This is a genomic window from Pseudomonas sp. CJQ_9, assembly GCF_043106615.1.
GTDB lineage: Bacteria > Pseudomonadota > Gammaproteobacteria > Pseudomonadales > Pseudomonadaceae > Aquipseudomonas > Aquipseudomonas juntendi.
In genome coordinates, this window is record NZ_JBICMS010000072.1 from 239,712 (window position 1) to 260,050 (window position 20,339).

General features: G+C 64.3%; 16 protein-coding genes. 12 read left to right on the forward strand and 4 right to left on the reverse strand.

Translation table 11 applies throughout. From position 1 onward, the window contains the following. Window positions 1-11: 11 nt before the first annotated feature. The 12 genes from ACF8SD_RS14425 to ACF8SD_RS14480 all read left to right on the forward strand — a co-directional run bounded on the left by ACF8SD_RS14425 (window position 12) and on the right by ACF8SD_RS14480 (window position 14,902). Window positions 12-1,178, forward strand: coding sequence for a PilZ domain-containing protein (locus ACF8SD_RS14425; protein ID WP_173890994.1), 1,167 nt, complete (start codon window positions 12-14; stop codon window positions 1,176-1,178). Between the two features lie 12 nt (window positions 1,179-1,190). After that, the gene (gene algK, locus ACF8SD_RS14430; protein ID WP_173890995.1) at window positions 1,191-2,636 is read left to right on the forward strand and encodes an alginate biosynthesis TPR repeat lipoprotein AlgK; all 1,446 of its coding nucleotides are present in this window, start codon (window positions 1,191-1,193) and stop codon (window positions 2,634-2,636) included. After that, window positions 2,633-4,111 carry an alginate export family protein gene (locus ACF8SD_RS14435; RefSeq protein ID WP_392484059.1) on the forward strand — a complete coding sequence of 493 codons (1,479 nt, stop codon included), beginning with the start codon at window positions 2,633-2,635 and terminating at the stop codon, window positions 4,109-4,111. The genes algK and ACF8SD_RS14435 overlap by 4 nt, the downstream gene beginning before the upstream one ends. A 16-nt stretch (window positions 4,112-4,127) precedes the next feature. Further along, window positions 4,128-5,687, forward strand: a complete 1,560-nt coding sequence (gene algG / locus ACF8SD_RS14440; protein ID WP_392484060.1) for a mannuronan 5-epimerase AlgG — start codon at window positions 4,128-4,130, stop codon at window positions 5,685-5,687. A 13-nt stretch (window positions 5,688-5,700) separates the two neighbouring features. Next, window positions 5,701-7,143, forward strand: coding sequence for an alginate O-acetyltransferase (locus ACF8SD_RS14445; protein WP_173890998.1), 1,443 nt, complete (start codon window positions 5,701-5,703; stop codon window positions 7,141-7,143). A 7-nt stretch (window positions 7,144-7,150) separates the two neighbouring features. Beyond that, the gene (locus ACF8SD_RS14450) at window positions 7,151-8,254 is read left to right on the forward strand and encodes a mannuronate-specific alginate lyase (protein ID WP_392484061.1); all 1,104 of its coding nucleotides are present in this window, start codon (window positions 7,151-7,153) and stop codon (window positions 8,252-8,254) included. A 197-nt stretch (window positions 8,255-8,451) separates the two neighbouring features. Then, the gene (locus ACF8SD_RS14455; RefSeq protein ID WP_173891000.1) at window positions 8,452-9,909 is read left to right on the forward strand and encodes an MBOAT family protein; all 1,458 of its coding nucleotides are present in this window, start codon (window positions 8,452-8,454) and stop codon (window positions 9,907-9,909) included. Between the two features lie 10 nt (window positions 9,910-9,919). After that, entirely contained in the window at window positions 9,920-11,077 is a 1,158-nt protein-coding gene (locus ACF8SD_RS14460) for an alginate O-acetyltransferase (RefSeq protein WP_173891001.1), read from the forward strand. A gap of 20 nt (window positions 11,078-11,097) precedes the next feature. Next, window positions 11,098-11,745, forward strand: a complete 648-nt coding sequence (locus ACF8SD_RS14465) for an alginate O-acetyltransferase AlgF (RefSeq protein WP_173891002.1) — start codon at window positions 11,098-11,100, stop codon at window positions 11,743-11,745. Window positions 11,746-11,780: 35 nt separating this feature from the next. Further along, window positions 11,781-13,235, forward strand: coding sequence for a mannose-1-phosphate guanylyltransferase/mannose-6-phosphate isomerase (locus ACF8SD_RS14470; RefSeq protein ID WP_173891738.1), 1,455 nt, complete (start codon window positions 11,781-11,783; stop codon window positions 13,233-13,235). A gap of 237 nt (window positions 13,236-13,472) precedes the next feature. After that, window positions 13,473-13,937 (forward strand): multidrug transporter, encoded by a 465-nt coding sequence (locus ACF8SD_RS14475; RefSeq protein ID WP_392484062.1) that lies wholly within the window; start codon window positions 13,473-13,475, stop codon window positions 13,935-13,937. A 152-nt stretch (window positions 13,938-14,089) separates the two neighbouring features. Continuing rightward, entirely contained in the window at window positions 14,090-14,902 is an 813-nt protein-coding gene (locus ACF8SD_RS14480) for an SDR family oxidoreductase (protein ID WP_173891004.1), read from the forward strand. Between the two features lie 98 nt (window positions 14,903-15,000). Here ACF8SD_RS14480 and ACF8SD_RS14485 read toward each other — a convergent pair whose 3' ends face one another. The 4 genes from ACF8SD_RS14485 to ACF8SD_RS14500 all read right to left on the reverse strand — a co-directional run bounded on the left by ACF8SD_RS14485 (window position 15,001) and on the right by ACF8SD_RS14500 (window position 19,988). Continuing rightward, window positions 15,001-15,795 (reverse strand): SDR family NAD(P)-dependent oxidoreductase, encoded by a 795-nt coding sequence (locus tag ACF8SD_RS14485; protein ID WP_173891005.1) that lies wholly within the window; start codon window positions 15,793-15,795, stop codon window positions 15,001-15,003. Window positions 15,796-15,908: 113 nt separating this feature from the next. After that, window positions 15,909-17,360, reverse strand: a complete 1,452-nt coding sequence (locus ACF8SD_RS14490) for an efflux transporter outer membrane subunit (protein ID WP_392484063.1) — start codon at window positions 17,358-17,360, stop codon at window positions 15,909-15,911. Continuing rightward, complete coding sequence (locus ACF8SD_RS14495) at window positions 17,357-18,418, reverse strand: HlyD family secretion protein (RefSeq protein WP_173891007.1); 1,062 nt, start codon at window positions 18,416-18,418, stop codon at window positions 17,357-17,359. Before ACF8SD_RS14495 ends, ACF8SD_RS14490 begins: the two co-directional genes overlap by 4 nt. A gap of 28 nt (window positions 18,419-18,446) precedes the next feature. Beyond that, entirely contained in the window at window positions 18,447-19,988 is a 1,542-nt protein-coding gene (locus ACF8SD_RS14500; RefSeq protein ID WP_173891008.1) for an MFS transporter, read from the reverse strand. Window positions 19,989-20,339 lie beyond the last annotated feature (351 nt).

Genomic DNA, 20,339 nt, shown 5'->3' on the forward strand with positions numbered 1-20,339 from the left:
GAACAAACCCCATGAATACCGCCGTGAATGTCAACGTCGTGCATGAGTCCGAAGCCCAGCGCCAGCACGCCCGGGTACGCATCCCCGCCAAGCTGCGCTTCATCGACGCCCAGCGCCAGGCCCACGACGTGAAGGTCGACGACCTTTCCGCCGGAGGCTTGAGCTTCCACACCAAGCAGCAACTGGCGGTGGGCGATGCGTTGCGTGGGCGGTTGATGTTCACGGTCGACAACCTCGGCCTGTCGATGGACATCGAATTCCAGGTGCGCTCGTACCACCCCGACAGCGGGCGTACCGGTGCGCAATTCCAGAACCTGGAGCCACGCGACATCGCCACCCTGCGCCATATCATCACCTCGCACCTGTCGGGTGAACTGATCACTGCCGGCGACGTGCTCAGCACCCTGCAGCGCGACAACTTCACCAAGGCGCGCAAGCAGAAAGACGGCGGCAGTGGCCTGAGCCCCTTCGGCCGGCTCAAGGCCGTTACCGTCACCCTCGGCGTGTTCGTGGTCGGCATCGCCGCCTTCGGTTTCGTCGCCAAGTCGTTGTACGGCATGTATTTCATCAGCCATGCCGAAGCCGGTGTGGTCGCAGTACCCACCACCAATGTCACCATGCCGCGCGACGGTACCGTGAACAGCCTGGTCGAGAGCGGTGGGCAGGTGGCCAAGGGCGCGCCACTGGCCAGCTTCACCACCAGCATGCTGGACATGCTCAAGGGCAACCTCGACGACACGCAACTGGAACCGGCGAAGATCGAGGAACTGTTCGGCAAGCAACTGTCCGGCACCCTGACCAGCCCCTGCGATTGCGTGGTCGCCCGCCAGTTGGTGGATGACGGCCAGTACGCTGCCAAGGGCCAGCCGATCTTCCAGCTGATTCCGCGTACCACCAACCCGATGGTCGAGGCGCGTTTCAGCTACCGCCAGTTCGATGAGGTCAAGCCAGGAACCCGGGTCAACTTCCAGGTCGCCGGCGAAGACGAAGTGCGTACCGGTCAGATCGTCAGCAGCGCCAGCCTCAACAGCGAAGACCTGGCCTCCGACATCCGTGTGCAGATCAAGCCCGATAGCGGCCTGCCCGCCGAGCTCGCCGGCCGCCCGGCGTCGGTCAACAGCGACCGTGGCCCGTCGCTCAACTGGCTGATCGACAAAGCCGTGGCCCGTGGGCTGTAAGAGGATCGGACGATGATCGCTGATACCAACACCTGCCCCCACAGGTTCCGTGTGAACCTGGGTCTGTGTGGCCTGGCCATGGCCATCACGTTGGCCGGCTGCGCCGGCCTGCCCGACCAGCGCCTGGCCAACGAAGCCCTGAAGCGCGGTGACACGGCATTGGCCGAACGCAACTACAAGGCCCTGGCCGACCTGGGCTACAGCGATGCGCAAGTGGGCCTGGCCGACATCAAGGTGGCCAGCCGCGACCCGGTGCAAATCAGGGAGGCCGAGGCCACCTACCGCGCTGCCGCTGCGTCCTCGTCGCGCGCCCAGGCGCGCCTTGGCCGCCTGCTGGTGGCCAAGCCCGACAGCACCCAGGCCGAGCGTGAAGAAGCCGAAACGCTGCTGAAACTCGCCGCCCGGCAAGGTGAAGGCAACACCCTGATCCCGCTGGCGATGCTGTACCTGAGCTACCCGCAAAGCTTCCCCAAGGTCAACGCGCAGCAGCAGATCGACCAGTGGCGCGCCACTGGCAACCCGGAAGCGGGCCTGGCCCAGGTGCTGCTGTATCGCACCCAGGGCAGCTACGACCAGCACTTGGGCGACGTGGAGAAGATCTGCAAGGCCGCCCTGAGCACCACCGACATGTGCTACGTCGAACTGGCCACCGTGTACCAGAAGCGCGGCCAGACCGACCAGCAGGCCGCCCTGCTCGGCCAGTTGCAGGCGGCCTACGCCCGTGGTGCCGTGCCAGCCAGCAGGGTCGACAGTGTGGCCCGGGTGCTGGCCGATCGCAGCCTTGGCCAGACCGATGAAAAAACGGCCAAGGACTTGCTCGAACAGGTGGCACCGGCCAACCCGGCGTCGTGGGTCAGCCTGGCGCAATTGCTTTACGAGTTCCCCGAACTGGGCGACACCGACCAGTTGCTGGCCTACATCGACAAGGGTCGCGAAGCCGAACAGCCACGTGCCGAACTGCTGCTGGGCCGCCTGTACTACGAAGGCAAGACTGTACCGGCTGACGCCAAGAAAGCCGAGCGCCACCTGCAGGCGGCCGCCGAGGCTGGCGAAACCAGCGCTCATTACTACCTGGGCCAGCTGTACCGCCGTGGTTACCTGGGCAACGTCGAGCCGCAGAAGGCGGTCGACCACCTGCTGGCCGCCGCCCGCGGCGGGCAGATCAGCGCCGACTACGCCTTGGCCCAGTTGTTCAGCGAAGGCCATGGCATTCGCCCGCAACCAGGCAATGCCTGGGTGTTCGCCCAGCTGGCACAAGCCAACCCCACGCCGCAGGCGGCAGAAATGCTGCAACGACTCGAGCCGCAACTGACCCCGGACCAGCGCAGCCAAGCCCAGCAACTGCTGGCTCAGGAAAAGCAGGCCCGCGGCAGCATGAGCCAAGGCGCCAACAGCACCCTGGCCATCGAAGCCCTGCAAGACGACGAACAAGAAGTAGACGGTGAGGACTCGCTATGACGCTCAATCCCTTCGTGAAAGCCGGCATCGGCCTGAGCTTCGCCCTGCTGTGGTCCTGCCCGACCCTGGCGGAAATGACCGCCGAGAAAAACTTTGGCCTGGACGTGAAAATCACCGGCCAATCGGAAGACGACCGCGACCTGGGTACCCGCCCCGGCGGCGACGTCAACGGCCTGGGCCTGGACCTGCGCCCATGGGTCTACGGCGAGCGCGGCAACTGGAGCGCCTACGCCATGGGCCAGGCGGTCGCAGCCACCGACACCATCGAAACCGACACCCTGCGCCAGAACGACGACGGCACCACCACCGACACCGGTGACGACAGCCGCAAGCCAGACAAAAGCTACCTGGCCATGCGCGAATTCTGGGTTGGCTACAGCGGCCTCACCGCCTACCCTGGCGAGCAACTGCGCCTGGGCCGCCAGCGCCTGCGCAGCGATGACGGCATGTGGCGCGACACCAACATCGAAGCGCTGAACTGGACCTTCGACACCACCTTGCTCAAGGCCGACCTGGGCGTGGCCCAGCGCTTCAGCGAATACCGCACCGACCTCACCGAGCTGGCGCCCGAAGACAAGGACCGTACGCACGTCTACGGCAACATCGCCACGCAATGGACCCCCGGCCACTGGGTTGGCCTGCGCGCCCACCACACCCATGACAGCGGCAGCCTGAACCAACCCGGGGAAACCGTCGACGCACTGGACAAGACCCGCACCGGCGACCTCACCTGGCTGGGCCTCGAGGCCAACAGCGACGCCTACAACTGGCGCAATGACCACACCGTCAACTACTGGGGCAGCGTCACCTGGCTGACCGGCGACCGCGACAAGCTCACCACCCAACAGGTGGGTGACGATCAGGTGGCCACCGGCAAGCAGAGCGGCAACGTCAATGCCTGGGCCACCGACCTGGGTATCCGCCTGCGCCTCGACCCGCAATGGCAGGTGGGTGCAGCCTACGCCCGCGGCAGCGGCGGCGGCGGTGACGATGGTTCGAACAACTTTGAGCAGACCGGGCTGGAGAGCAACCGCTCCAACTTCACCGGCACCCGCTCGCGGGTGCACCGCTTCGGTGAGGCCTTGCGCGGCGAGCTGGGCAACCTGCAGGCGGCCACGCTGTTCGCATCGTGGCAACTGCGCGACGACTATGACGCCAGCCTGATCTACCACAAGTTCTGGCGCGTCGATGACAACCAGAACATCGGCTCCAGCGGCATCAACGCCGTGGTCGACGACAACGGTGTGAACCGCCAACTGGTCGACGGTGAAAAAGACCTTGGCCAGGAGATGGACGTGGTCGTGACCAAGTACTTCAAGCAAGGCCTGCTGCCCGCGTCCATGAGCCAGGCCATCGACGAGCCGTCTGCCCTGGTGCGCCTGCGCGCGGGTGTATTCAAGCCGGGCGACGCCTATGGCAAGGAAGCGGACTCGTACATGCACCGCGCCTTCGTCGACGTGATCTGGCGCTTCTGAGGCCGGGAGAAACCTGATGAACCTTCACCCGCACCTACGTCACAGCCTGTTGGCCAGCGCCTTGTTGCTGGCCTCGGGCCTGGCCGTCGCCGCAGAGCCCAAGGTCATTGCCAAGGAGCTGCAGCAGGCCAAGACCTACACCGTGGCCAGCGCGCCGATCGAGCCCCTGCACATGGACCCGCCCAAGCTGCCCGACCTGAGCGGCTACACCGCCCAGGCCGTGCAGAAGAAGATCGACCGCAGCCACAAGGGCAAGGTCAGCCTGCGCCGCATGTTCCAGGAGGACACCCTCAAGGAATTTGTCGGCGGCGACAACAAGGCGGCCGAGTGGGTCCAGCGCCAGCACGGTATTCCGCAGGCGATCTTCATCGATGACGGCCATGTCGACCTCGTCGAGCTGAGCAAGCAGGTGCCGCGACAGTACCTGCGCGAAGTCGAGCCGGGCGTTTACCTGGCGCGCCTGCCGATCGTGGTCGGCCGCAAGGGTATTTTCGAGATCGATGGCAAGGTCAAGCAACTGCGCCTGTCCCAGGAGGGCGGCGCGTTCCTGGTCAACGACGGCAAGCTGTTCGTCACCGACACCCAGGTGACTGGCTGGCGGGAAAAAGACAACGGCCCGGCGACCTTCCGCTCGCCCAAGGAATTCCGCCCATTCCTGCTCTCGTGGGGCGGTACCGAAACCTACATCGTCAATACCAAGATGGCCAGTTTCGGCTACGCCAAGTCCAAGTCGTACGGCGTGAGCATTTCGCAGTACACCCCGAACATGGCCAAGCGCATGGGCCGCCCGGAACCCACCGGCTGGATCATCGGTTCGCAGTTCAGCGACATGTGGTACGGCTTCTACTGCTACGAAACCCAGGACTTCGTGGTCAAGGACAATACCTACCACGACAACATCGTCTATGGCATCGACCCGCACGACCGCTCGCACCGCCTGATCATCGCCGGCAACACGGTCTACGGCACCAAGAAGAAGCACGGCATCATCATTTCGCGTGAGGTCAACGACAGCTGGATCATCAACAATAAGAGCTACGACAACAAGCTCTCCGGCGTGGTGATCGACCGTAACAGCGTCAACAACCTGGTGGCCTACAACGAGATCTACCGCAACCACACCGACGGTATCACCCTGTACGAAAGCGGCGACAACCTGATCTGGGGCAACAAGCTGATCAACAACCGTCGCCACGGCATACGCGTACGTAACAGCGTGAACATCCGCCTGTACGAGAACGTGGCCATGGCCAACGGCCTGGTCGGCGTGTATGGCCACATCAAGGACTTGTCCGACACCGACCGCGACATCGCCCTCGACCCGTTCGACACCAAGGTCTCGCTGATCGTGGTGGGCGGCGAACTGGCGGCCAATGGTTCAGGCCCGCTGTCGATCGACTCGCCGCTGTCGGTCGAGCTGTACAAGGTATCCATGCTCGCCCCGCGCAAGGCCAGCGGCATCAGCCTTAACGGCGTGCTGGGCGAGCGCCAGGACGAAATCCTCGACCTGCTGGTCCGCCAGCAGAAGGCTGTGCTGATCGACCCGGTCGAGCGCCAGACCGAAATGATCGATTAAGGAAGCCCAGACCATGACTCCACACCTGATGAAACTGCTGGGCCTGTCCGCTGCCCTTCTGGCAATCAGCCAGGGCGTGCGCGCCGATGAAGTCAAGGCCCCGACCTTCACGGCCGAACCCTGCTGCCAGCTGTGCCCCGAAGCGCACGATGCCAGCCGCTACACCACCCGCTACCAGCAGAACTTCACCACCCTGGTGCAAGCCAAGGGCGACTGGCTGTTCCGCACACGCGAAGACTTGCGCACCGAGTTCAGCACCACGCCGGCCGGCTACAAGCGCCTGCAGCAGGTGCACGACGCGTTCAAGAAGCGCGGCGTGGAACTGGTGGTGGTGTACCAGCCGACCCGTGGCCTGGTGAACCGCAACATGCTCAACCCGGCCGAGAAAGCTGCATTCGACTACCAGAAGGCACTGGGCAACTACCAGGCCATGCTCAAGCGCTTCGCCAGCATGGGCTACAACGTGCCCGACCTGTCGCCGCTGACCAACGAGCAACTGGCCGCCGCCGACCAGGGCAAGGACTTCTACTTCCGGGGTGACCAGCACTGGACGCCGTACGGTGCCCAGCGCGCCGCCAGGATCGTCGCCGACACCGTGCACAAGATGCCGGCTTTCGCGGGCATTCCACGCAAGGAATTCGAAACCAAGAAATCTGGCCGCATGGGCAAGACGGGCACCCTGCACAACGTGGCCGGCCAACTGTGTGGCACCAGCTATGCGATCCAGTACATGGACCAGTTCGCCACCGAGCCGAAAGGCTCCAGCGGCGGCGGCGACGACCTGTTCGGCGACAGCGGCAACGCACAGATCACCTTGGTCGGCACCAGCCACAGCGGCAAGAACTACAACTTCTCCGGCTTCCTCGAGCAGTACATCGGCGCCGATGTGCTCAACGTCGCCTTCCCCGGCGGTGGCCTGGAAGGCTCGATGATCCAGTACCTGGGCAGCGAGGAATTCCGCAAGAACCCGCCCAAGATCCTGATCTGGGAGTTCTCGCCGCTGTACCGCCTGGACCAGGAAACCATCTGGCGGCAAATCCTTGGCCTGCTCGACGATGGCTGCAATGACCGCCCGGCCCTGATGAGCGCCAGCACCACGCTCAAGCCCGGCAACAACGAGCTGATGGTCAACGGCAAGGGCGGCGTGGTGAAACAGCTGATCAACCGCAACCTGCAGATGGATGTCAGGTTCGACGACCCATCGGTGAAGGTGCTGCAAGCCACCCTGTGGTACCTCAACGGCCGCCACGAAGACATCAAGCTGGAAAAACCGGAAACCTCCGACACCGACGGCCGCTTTGTCTTCCAGATGCGTGAGGACGAGGACTGGGCCGACCAGAGCCTGCTGGCGTTCGAGGTGCAGGGCCCGGAAAGCGGCACCCAGAAAGTCGAGGCCAAACTCTGCAAACGCAACAACTTCGCCGTGCCTGCGCAAACCGCGCAAGCCGGCCAGTGAGGCGACCATGACCGTATTCAAGCAAATCTTTCGCCCTGCCCTGCTCGCCATGGCCCTGTTCGGCAACGCCGCGCACGCTGCGCTAGTGCCACCACAAGGCTATTACGAGGGCATCGAGAAACCCAAAACGGGCGACGGCAATTTCCGCTGCGAGCCAGCACCAAAACCCTACACCGGTGCGCTGCAGTTCCGCAGTAAGTACGAAGGCTCCGACAAGGCCCGTGCCACGCTCAATGTCGCCTCGGAAAAGGCCTTTCGCAAGTCGACCGAAGACATCACCACGCTGGAAAAGGGCGTGAGCAAGATGGTCGGCCAATACATGCGTGATGGCCGCCCGGCGCAACTCGACTGCACCTTGGCTTGGCTGGGGACCTGGGCGCGGGCCAATGCGCTGCTGTCCACCGACTACAACCACACCGGCAAGTCGATGCGCAAATGGGCCCTGGGCAGCATGAGCGGCTCGTGGCTGCGCCTGAAGTTCTCCACTGCCCAGCCGCTGGCCGCGCACCAGGCCGAGGCCGAGCTGATCGAGAAATGGCTGGACCGCCTGGCCGAGCAGACCGTACAGGACTGGAGCAACCTGCCGCTGGAGAAGATCAACAACCACAGCTACTGGGCCGCCTGGTCGGTGATGGCCACCGCCGTGGCCACCGACCGCCGCGACCTGTTCGACTGGGCGGTGAAGGAATTCAAGGTGGGTGCCAACCAGGTCGACGAGCAAGGTTTCCTGCCCAACGAGGTCAAGCGCAAGCAACGTGCCCTGGCCTATCACAACTACGCCCTGCCTCCGCTGGCGATGATTGCCAGCTTCGCCCAGGCCAACGGCGTGGACCTGCGCAGCGAAAACAACTTTGCCCTGCAGCGCTTGGGCGAAGGTGTGCTCTACGGCGCCCGCGACCCACGTCACTTCGCCGAACGTGCCGGTGAGAAGCAGGACATGAAAGACCTCAAGGTCGACAACAAGTACGCCTGGCTCGAGCCTTGGTGCGCGCTGTACCACTGCGTCGGCGACACGCTCGAGCGCAAGCACGGGATGCAGCCGTTCAACAGCTTCCGGCTGGGCGGCGATGTGACCCGGGTCTATGACCCGAGCGCAGCAAGCAAGAAATGAACTGACTCCCATTGTGGGGTCGGTACCTGTGGGAGCGGGCATGCCCGCGAAGAAGCCACCGCGGTGCATGGCAAGGGCTTCACCCTTGTTCGCGGGCATGCCCGCTCCCACAGGGATCTAAGTTGCCCTCCAGCTTTTTGCTGGGGGGTTTGGGGGGCGCTGTGCCCCGGATGCTGTGAACAATAAGGAGAACCGGGATGGTCTTCTCGTCCAACGTGTTCCTGTTCCTGTTCTTGCCGATATTCCTCGGCCTGTATTACTTGAGCGGGCAACGTTATCGCAACCTGCTGCTGCTGGTCGCCAGCTACATCTTCTATGCCTGGTGGCGGGTGGACTTCCTGGCACTGTTCGCCGGGGTCACCCTGTGGAACTACTGGATCGGCCTGAAAGTGGGTGCCGCCGGCGTGCGCACCAAGCCGGCACAGCGCTGGCTGCTGCTGGGGGTCGGTGTCGACCTGGCCATTCTCGGCTACTTCAAGTACGCCAACTTCGGTGTCGACAGCCTGAATGCGATCATCACCTCGTTTGGCCTGGAGCCCTTCATCCTCACCCACGTGCTGCTGCCGATCGGTATCTCGTTCTACATCTTCGAGTCGATCAGCTACATCATCGACGTGTACCGCGGCGACACCCCGGCCACGCGCAACCTGATCGACTTCGCCGCGTTCGTGGCGATCTTCCCGCACCTGATCGCCGGCCCCGTGCTGCGCTTCAAGGACCTGGTCGACCAGTTCAACAACCGCACCCATACCCTGGACAAGTTCTCCGAAGGCTGCACCCGCTTCATGCAGGGTTTCATCAAGAAGGTGTTCATCGCCGACACCCTGGCAGTGGTCGCCGACCACTGCTTCGCCCTGCAGAACCCGACCACAGGGGATGCCTGGCTCGGCGCCCTGGCCTACACCGCGCAGTTGTACTTCGACTTCAGCGGCTACAGCGACATGGCCATCGGCCTGGGGCTGATGATGGGCTTCCGCTTCATGGAAAACTTCAAGCAGCCATACATCAGCCAGTCCATCACCGAGTTCTGGCGGCGCTGGCACATCAGCCTGTCGACCTGGCTGCGCGACTACCTGTACATCACCCTGGGCGGTAACCGCAAAGGCACCTTCAACACTTACCGCAACCTGTTCCTGACCATGCTGCTGGGCGGCCTGTGGCATGGCGCCAACTTCACCTACATCATCTGGGGCGCCTGGCACGGCATGTGGCTGGCGATCGAGCGGGCGCTGGGCATCGACACCAACCCGCAGCGTTTCAACCCGGTGAAATGGGCCTTCACCTTCCTGCTGGTGGTGGTCGGCTGGGTGATCTTCCGCGCCGAAAACCTGCACGTCGCCGCACGCATGTATGGCGCCATGTTCAGCTTCGGCGACTGGCAGCTGTCGGAACTCAACCGTGCCCAGCTCACCGGCCTGCAGGTCGCCACCCTGGTGATCGCCTACCTCACCCTGGCGTTCTTCGGCCTGCGCGACTTCTACCGCAACGCCACACCCACGCCCAAGGCCACCCCGGTGCAGGTCAACAGCGACGGTTCGCTGGGCCTGGACTGGACCCGGGTCATGACCCGCGCGCTGGTGTTGCTGCTGTTCGTGGCCTCGATCCTCAAGCTTTCGGCGCAGAGCTACTCGCCGTTCCTCTACTTCCAGTTCTGAGGTGGCTGACATGACCCGAACGTTACGCATTACCTATTCGCTGTCCTTCATCGGCCTGTTGGTGGGCATGGGCGTCTGGTCCACCGGTGGGTTGGAAAGTTTCCAGCGCACCGAGCAGATGACCCTGCTCAACGGCAAACTGGCCAAGGCAGCCGAAACCCATTACGACGACCAGTTCCCGATCAAGCGCCTGGGCACCAACCTGTGGGCGGCGATGGACTTCAAGCTGTTCCACGAAGGCCGCCCTGGCGTGGTGCTGGGCCGCGACCAGTGGTTGTTCAGTGACGAAGAGTTCAAGCCCACCGCCGGTGCCGAACAACTGATGCAAGAGAACCTGGCGCTGATCCGCGGTGTACGCGACACCCTGCAGCAGCACGGCGTTCACCTGGTGCTGGCGATCGTCCCGGCCAAGGCGCGGGTGTATGCCGAATACATCGGCAAGCAACAACCGGCCAGCCTGCATGACGACCTGTACAACCAGTTTCACGCCCAGGCACGCCAGGCCAACGTGTTTGCGCCCGAGCTGATGGGCCCACTGGCGCAGGCCAAGGCCCGCGGCCAGGTGTTCCTGCGTACCGACACCCACTGGACGCCGATGGGCGCCGAAGTGGCGGCGCAGGCGCTGGCCGACGCCGTGCGCCGGCAGAACCTGCTCGACGGCGCCCCGCAGGCCTTCATAACCGAAGCAGGCAGCACCGCCCCGTACAAAGGCGACCTGACCAACTTCCTGCCACTGGACCCTTTGTTCAGCAACCTGCTGCCCGCCCCGGACAGCCTGCAACAACGTACCACCCGGGCCGCCGAGCCGGAGGGTGACGGCGCTGACGCGCTGTTCGCCGACAGCCGCATACCGGTGGCACTGGTTGGCACCAGCTACAGCGCCAACCCGCACTGGAACTTCCTTGGCGCACTGCAGCAGGCGCTGCGCAGCGACGTGGCCAATTACGCCGAGGACGGCCACGGCCCGTTGGTGCCCATGCTCAAGTACCTGCAAAGCGATGCCTTCAAGAACGCCGCGCCACAAGTGGTGGTGTGGGAATTCCCAGAACGATATCTGCCAATGAAGAACGACCTCAGCAGCTTCGACCCGCACTGGGTCGCGCAGCTGAAGAACGCCCGTAAATCCGAAGAAAACCTGGCCTTGTCGTCCACCCGGACGAACCACTGACTGAAGAGAGGAACACGCACATGACTACCAAGACTTCCATTGCCAAAGCCCTCACCCTGGCGGCCGGCCTGTCCCTTGCTTCCCTGCAGGCCTTCGCCGGCGCCGACGCCGCGCTGTATGGCCCCAGCGCGCCGAAAGGCTCCACGTTCGTGCGGCTGTACAACGCCACCAGTGCACCGGCTGCCGCCAGCGTCGGCAACACCCAGATCAAGCAGGTTGGCGCCCAGGCCAGCAGCGATTTCAGCTTCCTGCCTGGCGGTGACTACACCGCCCAGGTCGGCGGCAAGAGCGTGCCGGTCAAGCTGGCCTCGGACAAGTACTACACCCTGGTCAACAGCAACAGCGGCAACCCGAAGCTGATCGAAGAGCCGCCGTTCAAGAACAAGCAGAAAGCCCTGGTGCGCGTGCAGAACCTGAGCGACCAGCAGCTGACCCTGAAAACCGCCGACGGCAAGACCGAAGTGGTCAAGCAAGTGGCCGCCAACGGTCGTGGTGAGCGCGAGATCAACCCGGTCAAGGTGAACCTGGCGCTGTACCAAGGTGACAAGAAAGTGGGTGACGTGAAGCCAGTCGCCCTTGAGCGCGGCGAAGCCGCAGTGCTGTACGTAACGGGTTCCGGCAACGCCTTGTCGCCGGTGTGGGTAACTCGCCCCGTGGCTAGCAACTGATTCCCCTGCCTCTCAACGACTATTGGAGAAACATGATGATCCCGGTAATTCTTTCTGGTGGTAGCGGTTCGCGTCTGTGGCCTTTGTCGCGCAAGCAGTTCCCCAAGCAGTTCCTGGCCCTGACCGGTGAACACACGCTGTTCCAGCAAACCCTCTCGCGCCTGGTGTTCGAGGGCATGGACACGCCGATCGTGGTCTGCAACAAGGACCACAAGTTCATCGTGCAGGAGCAGCTGGCGGCCCTGAAGCTGGAAACCCAAGGCATCCTGATGGAGCCGTTTGGCCGCAATACGGCGCCCGCGGTGGCCATGGCCGCGATGAAGCTGGTCAACGAAGGTCGTGACGAACTGATGCTGGTGCTGCCTGCCGACCATGTGATCGAGGACCAGAAGGCCCTGCAACGTGCCCTGGCCCTGGCCACCGTAGCGGCAGAGCGCGGCGAGATGGTGTTGTTCGGGGTACCGGCGACCAAACCGGAAACCGGCTACGGCTACATCCGCTCCAGCCAGGATGCATTGCTGCCCGAGGGCGTGGCGCGGGTTGCGCAGTTCGTCGAGAAGCCCGACGAGAAGCGCGCCACCGAGTTCGTCCAGGCCGGTGGTTACTTCTGGAACAGCGGCATGTTCCTGTTCCGCGCCAGCCGCTTCCTCGAGGAGCTGAAAAAGCACGATGGCGATATCTACGACACCTGTGTACTGGCCTTGGAGCGTAGCCAGGAAGACGGCGATGTGCTGAGCATCGACGCCGCCACTTTCGCCTGCTGCCCGGACAACTCCATCGACTACGCGGTGATGGAAAAAACCCAGCGCGCCTGTGTCGTGCCGATGTCGGCAGGTTGGAGTGACGTGGGCTGCTGGTCGTCGTTGTGGGAGGTGCATGAGAAGGACGACAATGGCAACGTCACCAAGGGCGATGTGGTGGTGCAGGACAGCCACAACTGCATGATCCACGGTAACGGCAAGCTGGTGTCGGTGATCGGCCTTGAGAACATCGTGGTGGTCGAGACCAAGGACGCCATGATGATCGCCCACAAGGACAAGGTTCAAGGCGTGAAGCAAATGGTCAAGACACTGGACGAACAGGGCCGTAGCGAAACCCAGAACCACCTGGAAGTGTATCGCCCATGGGGTTCTTACGACTCGGTGGACATGGGCGGCCGCTTCCAGGTCAAGCACATCACCGTCAAGCCAGGCGCCAGCCTGTCGCTGCAAATGCACCACCACCGCGCCGAACACTGGATCGTGGTGTCCGGCACTGCCGAGGTGACCTGCGACGAAAACGTGTTCCTGCTGACCGAGAACCAGTCGACCTACATCCCGATAGCGTCGGTGCACCGCCTGCGCAACCCGGGCAAGATCCCGCTGGAGATCATTGAGGTGCAGTCCGGGAGTTACCTGGGCGAAGATGACATCGAGCGCTTTGAAGATGTGTATGGGCGCACTTCTACGCCGGTCGAGCGTGGGGTTTCGGTGAAGACCATCGCGCAGTAAAGCGGCAAGCGGCAAGCGGCAAGCGGCAAGCGGCAAGCGGCAAGCGGCAAGCTACAAGAAACAGCGGGGCGGCGTCGAATCTAAAATTGTGGGTTCTCCACCGCCCTGCTTTTTCTAGTAGCTTGTAGCTTGTAGCTTGTAGCTTGTAGCTTGCAGCTTGCAGCTTGCAGCTTGCAGCTTGCAGCTTGCAGCTTGCCACTCCAAGATGTGCCGAGACTCGAACGGAATCCGCACATCATGATCATCGGTGCCGTCCTTATCCTCACCTGGCTGGTGCTGCTGTTGCGCTACCCGGCCAAGGCCCTGCCCATTTCCCTGGCCGCCGTGTGCGGCCTGGGCCTGGTGGCCCTGTTCGTTGCCTGGCAGGACACCCGCGAAGCCTCGCAACTGGCCCGCCTGGACCTGCGCCTGAGCTACGCCCCAGACCAGTGCCCCGCCGACCGAACCCTGCGGGTGCACATTAAGAACGGCAACCCGGTACCGCTCACCGAACTGCGTTGGCGCGTAGCCGCCTATGCGCCGGGCGATACCGTGAACCTCGCCGAAAATACCTACAACGCCCCGCGCTACCGTGGCCCTGGCGAACTGCAGCCGGGGGCCGAGTGGGAAGACTGCCTGCCCTTGCCGCCCCTGCGTTCCGGTTACCGACCACAAACCCTGGAGTTTCGGGCTGAGCACCTGCAAGGTACATTTGCCAATTGATTCATTGCCTGCACTGGCCCTATCGCCGGCACGCCAGCTCCCACAGGTACCCCACCCCTTTCAAGGACTGCGGAGTACTTGTGGGAGCTGGCTTGCCGGCGATAGGGCCAGTACCGGCGACACATCTCTCACCTTGATCAAAGGCCCCCACCATGCCCACCGTCCTGATCACCGGTTGTTCCAGCGGCATTGGCCGCGCCCTGGCCGACGCCTTCCGCGATGCCGGCCACCACGTCTGGGCCACCGCCCGCAAGCCTGAAGATGTCGAACAACTGAGTGCCGCCGGCTACACCGCCCGGCAACTGGACGTGAACGACAGCGATGCCCTTACCCGCCTGGCCGAGGAACTGGACAGCCTCGATATCCTGATCAACAACGCCGGCTACGGCGCCATGGGCCCGTTGCTCGATGGCGGCGTGGATGCGCTGCGCCAGCAGTTCGAAACCAATGTCTTCGCCGTGGTAGGCGTCACTCGCGCGCTGTTCCCGCTGCTGCGCCGCTCACGGGGCCTGGTGGTGAATATCGGCAGCGTATCCGGCGTACTGGTCACCCCGTTCGCCGGCGCCTACTGCGCCTCCAAGGCCGCCGTGCATGCCCTGAGCGATGCCCTGCGCCTTGAGCTGGCACCGTTCGGCGTGCAGGTGATGGAAGTGCAACCCGGGGCGATTGCCTCCCAGTTCGCCAGCAATGCCCAGCGCCAGGCCGAGCAGGTACTGGCGACGGATTCGGCGTGGTGGCCATTGCGTGAACATGTGCAGGCACGGGCGCGGGCTTCGCAGGACAAGCCGACTTCGGCAGCGGTGTTTGCCAAGGGCGTGCTGGCGGCAGTGAGCAGGTCGCCGGTACCGGCTGTAGTGCGCTTGGGCAATGGCAGTACAGCGTTGCCGTTGATGGCTCGGTTGCTGCCGCGGCGCTTGCTGAATTGGGCGTTGCGCAAGCGCTTTGGCCTGCTGCGACCGCTTTGATTCTTCTTTTTCCTGTGCTGGCCCCTTCGCGGGTAAACCCGCTCCTACAGGGTGGGAGCGGGCAAGCCCGCGAAGAGGCCGGTACAGGCAGTAGACAATCAGGCAATGGACCGCAGCACCCCGCCGTCCACCCGCAACGCCGCCCCGGTGGTAGCACTGGCCTGCAGCGATGCCAGGTACACCACCATGTTGGCCACCTCTTCCACTGTCGCCAGCCGCTTGATCAGCGAACTGGGCCGGTGCTCGGCCAGGAAGCTGGTTTCCAGGTCAGCAGTCGTCACCCCCTGCTCCTCGGCCAGCTTGGCGAAGAAGTCACCCACGCCTTCGGAGCGCGTCGGCCCAGGCAACACGGCATTCACCGTTACCCCGGTGCCCGCCAGGGTCTCGGCCAGCCCTCGTGACACCGCCAACAGCGCGGTCTTGGTCATGCCGTAGTGAATCATCTCGGTCGGGATCTGCAGCGCCGACTCACTGGACAGGAACACCACCCGCCCCCATTTGCGCTCGGCCATGCCTCGGGCATAGTGGCGCGACAGGCGCACCGCGCTAAGCACGTTGACGTCGAAGAAACGCTGCCAGTCTTCGTCTTCGATCTCGAAGAACGGCTTGGGCTCGAAGATGCCCAGGTTGTTGACCAGGATGTCGGTATGCGGCACCTGGTCGAACAGTTTTTGCGCACCTTCCTGGGTGCCGAGGTCGGCAGCGATGCCGATGATGCGCGCTTGTGGCAAGCGTTCGCGCACGGCTTTAAGCGCTTCGTCGACGCGGGATTGGGTGCGGCCGTTGAGGACCACTTCGGCGCCGGCTTCGGCCAGACCTATGGCGATGGCCAGGCCAATGCCGGCGGTGGAACCGCTGACGATCGCGCGTTTGCCGTTCAGGGAAATGTGCATCTTTGCCTCCTCATCTGTCTGGGAAATCGCCGGGGCTGCTTTGCAGCCCTTCGCGGGCAAGCCCGCTCCTACAGGTATTGCGCTATACGATGGGCTGCAAAGCGGCCCCGCCTTCAAGCTTTCTTCACCGGTTGCTGATCAAACGCCTGCCAGCCACCCCCCAAGGCCTTGTACAGCCCCACCAACGCCTGCGACACCGCCGCCGAGCTGTCGATCCACTGCTCCTCGCTGGCCAGCAAGGCACTCTGCACCGTCAGCACGTTGAGAAAATCCACCGCCCCTTCCACGTACTGGCGCTGGGCGGTTTCCAGGGCGATGCGGTTCTGCCGCACCGCTTCGGCCAAGTGGTCACGCCGCAACTGGCTGGCGTTGTACAGGCGTAGCACATCGTCAATCTCATGCCAGGCCCCCAGCACCACCTTGCGATAGTCAAGCGCCGCTTCCTGCTGCTGCGCCTCGCGCAACTCCAGGGTGCCCTTGAGCCGACCGCCCTCGAAGATCGGCAATGAAAGCTGTGGCCCAAAGGCAAACCGGCGCGAGTCCCAGGCACCGAAATCGGACAACTGCATGGCCTGGAAGCCGACACTGCCCGACAGCCGGATGCTCGGGTAGAAGTCGGCCTTGGCCACGCCGATGCTGGCGGTGGCAGCGTGCAGGCGAGCCTCGGCCTGGCGGATGTCCGGCCGGCGCTCGGCCAGCTCGGACGGCAAGCCGATGGCGAACTTCTGCTGCGGCGCAGGCAGTTCGCCACCCTGCAGCAACTGGGCCTGCAGGCTGCGCGGCGGTTCGGCGGCGAGCAGGCTGAGGGCGTTGATCAGGTCATCGCGCCGGGCTTCAAGGCTGGGCAGACGCGACTCGATGGACGCCACCTGGGCACTGGCCTGGGCTACGTCGAGGCGGGTAGCGACGCCTTCGGCCTGGCGGTTTTCCGATAGCTTCAGGCTGTGCTGGGCGACCTTGAGGTTATCGCGAGTGATATCGATGGTGTGCTGCACCGCACGCAACTGGATGTAGTTGCCGGCAGTTTCCGCCAGTAATGCCAACAGCACACCGCGGCGGTCGTTCTCGGCCACTTCGACCGTGGCATCGGCGGCCTCGACCTGGCGCCGCACGCGGCCCCACAGGTCCAGCTCCCAGCCGGCCACCAGGTCGCCCTGCCAGAGGTTGAAGGCCGCCTTGCCCGCCTTGCCGGAAGGGTCGCTCAGGCCTTCGGCGCTGTTACGGGCGCGGCTGTACCCGGCGTTCACATCCACCGACGGCATGTCATTGGCGGCCACGGTGCTGCGCAGGGCACGGCTTTGCAGCAGGCGGGCGCTGGCCATCTGCAGGTCGAGGTTGCGCTCGGCAACGCGCTCGATCAATGCGCTGAGCTGGGCATCGTGGAAACTTTCCCACCAGCGCAGCTCCAGCGGTTCGGCCTGCGGCTGGCTGGCCGCCGCCTCACCTTGCAGCGGCGCCCATTGTTGCGGTGCCTGGCTGTCGGGGCGCAGGAAGTCCGGGCCCATGCTGCAGCCAGCCATCAGTACGGCCAGCAGCAATGGGCTCACGCGTAATGCCGCTTTCATCGTGCGCTGACCTCTTTGTCGTTCAGCTTGTCGCCACGGGTATCGATGGTCGCTTCCACCGACATGCCCACGCGCAAGCGGGCGAGCAGCGGCTGGCCATCATCGAAAACGATCTTCACCGGAATGCGCTGCACCACCTTGGTAAAGTTGCCGGTGGCGTTGTCCGGCTTCACGGCGGCGAAGGTCACGCCGGTGGCCGGGGCGATGCTTTCCACATGGCCTTGCAGCTTCTCGCCGGAGAAGGTGTCGACGCTGATGCTCACCGGCTGGCCCGGCTGCACGTGGGTCAGCTGGGTTTCCTGGAAGTTGCCGACCACATAGGCCTGTTGCAACGGCACCACCGACAGCAGGCGAGCGCCCGGGTTGACGAAGGCGCCGACCCGCAGGGCGCGCTCGCCGACCATGCCGTCCACCGGCGCGGTGATGCGTGTGTAGGACAGGTCGAGCTGGGCTTTTTCCAGGCCCGCTTCGGCGCGTTTGAGCTGGCCATCGGCACTGGCTACCTGGGCGGTAAGGATGTCCACTTGCTTGCGCGCCGCCACCAGCGCTGCCTGGGCATTGGCCAGCCGCGCGCGGGCCTGGTCGACCCTGCTGCGTGCCTGCTGGGCATTCTGCACGGTACCGGCGCCCTGCTCTGCCAGGCGGCTGTAGCGGTTGACCTCATGGTCGGCGAACGCCGCTTCGGCCTGGGCCGCTTTCACCGCAGCTTCGGCCTGGGCAATCAGCGCGGCCTGGCGTTCGAGGGTGGCGCGGGCATCGGCGCTTTGCGCCTTGGCCACCAGCAATTGCGCCTGCGCCGCATCCAGCGCGGCCTGGTAGTCACGGGCATCGATGGTCGCCAATAGCTGGCCAGCCGTGACCTGCTGGTTGTCCTCTACCAGCACCTCTTTGATGAAGCCGGCGACCTTGGGCGCGACCACCGTGTAGTCGGCGATCACATAGGCGTCATTGGTGCTCTGGCGGTGGTCGCTGCCGAACATCCAGGGGCCGACGATGCCAGCCAGGACAGCCACGGCGAGCACCGAGCCGATAAACAGGGTTTTGCGGTTGTTGGTCATATCAGCGGTTCTCGAATTCATCCAGGGTTCAGGCCACCGCGCGCGGCGGGTAGACCCGGGTGGGCACGAAAGGAATCAGGCAGATCAGGGCCACGGCGATGCAGGCCATGACTAGGTACAGGTCGGCCGAGGTCAGCACCAGCGCCTGATCGTGGATGCGCCTGGCCAGGCCAGCGGCGTTATCGTCGACCAGCGGAGCGTTGCCCAGGCTGTCCACCAAGTGGTTGGAATGGAAGTGCCGGCGCAGGGTGCCAAGCGCATCCAGCAGGCCACCGGCGATCACCGCGGCCAGGCCCTTGACGGTGTTGAACCAGCTGGACGCGAACGGGCCTTCCTGCGGGGTCATGCCGTTGGTGGACAGCATCAGCAACGGCAGCACCGCCATCGGCTGGCCGAACACCTGCAGCAGGTAGAACGGGTAGAAGTCGCCACGGATCCATTCGCTGGTCAGCAGGCTGCTGCCAACACAGGACACCGCCAGCATCGCCAAGCCGATGCCCAGCACCCAGCGGCAGTCCACAGCGCGGATGTTGCACAGCGCTGCGGTCAACGGCAGGGCGATCAACTGCGGCACGGCCACCAGCATCATCAGCGGGCTGGTCTGCGCCGGCCGGTAGCCCTGGATCTGCGCCAGGTAGGCCGACGGAATGCTGCCCACACCCGACAGCACGACCAGCACGCCGGCCAAGGTCACCAGGGCGAAACTCAGGTTGCGCCGCGACAGCATGCGCAACTGGAAGAACGGCAGCGGCTCGGACCATTCGTTGAACATGAACAGCACCAGCAACAGCAGCCCACCCCCGAGCAGCCAGCAGATCAGCGGCGAGTCGAACCAGCCCCAGCGGTCCCCCAGCGACAAGCCGAGCACGATGCAGCTGATGGCCGGTAGGCCAAGCACCACGCCACGCCAGTCGAACTGCCTGAAACGCTCCAGGCGCAGCGGGTCCTGCGGCAGGCCCCAGCCCACACAACACATGGCCAGTGCCGAAGGCAGAATGATCTGCCAGAACGCCCATTGCCAGCCCACGTATTCAGTCCACAACCCGGCCAGCGGGGTACCGAGGTTGGGGCCGAACGTGGCGGTCAGGGCGTAACAGGCCAGGCCGTACACTTTGATGCCCGGCGGCAGGAAGCGCAGCGCCACGCTCATCAGCATCGGTGGCAACGCGCCGGCGGCAAAGCCCTGCAGCACGCGCAGCAGCATCAGGCTGTGCAGGTTGGGGGCGAACGGTTGCAGCAGGCCGAGTGCGGCGAACAGGCCAATGGCGCTCAGGGTGAAGCGCCGCAGCGAGAAGGTGGTGGCCAGCCACGGCGCAAAGGCCATGGCCGAGACCGAAGCGGCGCTGTACACCGCCAGCAGCCAGGCACCTTCGTCGGCCCCGATGCCCATGGCGCCGCGGATATCGGCCAGGGAGATCTTGGTCACCGACTCGTTGAGGCCCGCACACAACACGGCCAGCAATACACCGAACAGCCCGACCACGACCTGCAGGCCGAACGCCGTCTGCGCAGGCGCGGCCGGCGCGGGGGCGGCGGCAGGTGCGGCAGACGGGGCGGACGGGGAACTCATGGGCAGACATCTCCAGCAACAAATTTGCGACTGGAGCAAGTCTAAGAAGGTCGAATGCTGACGAAAACTGACTTCTCGGTAGGTTTATGTTGCGCTAGACGCAATCCACTTTTTTGCAGGTCTGGCCCTATCGCCGGCAAGCCAGCTCCCACAGGGATCGCATTAGGGCTGTCGGTGGTTGTCACAAGTTATGCAGCGCCTGTGAAACCGAGCGCCGCCCGCGCGGCGCTTCGCGGGTAAACCCGCTCCTACGTTTGTTTCAGGCCAATTATGCCTGGGGGATTTGCGCGCGAACGCCTTGGCGCCCGCCACGATATCGCGTTGTACAAACAAGGCGGTCGCGCGCGTCCG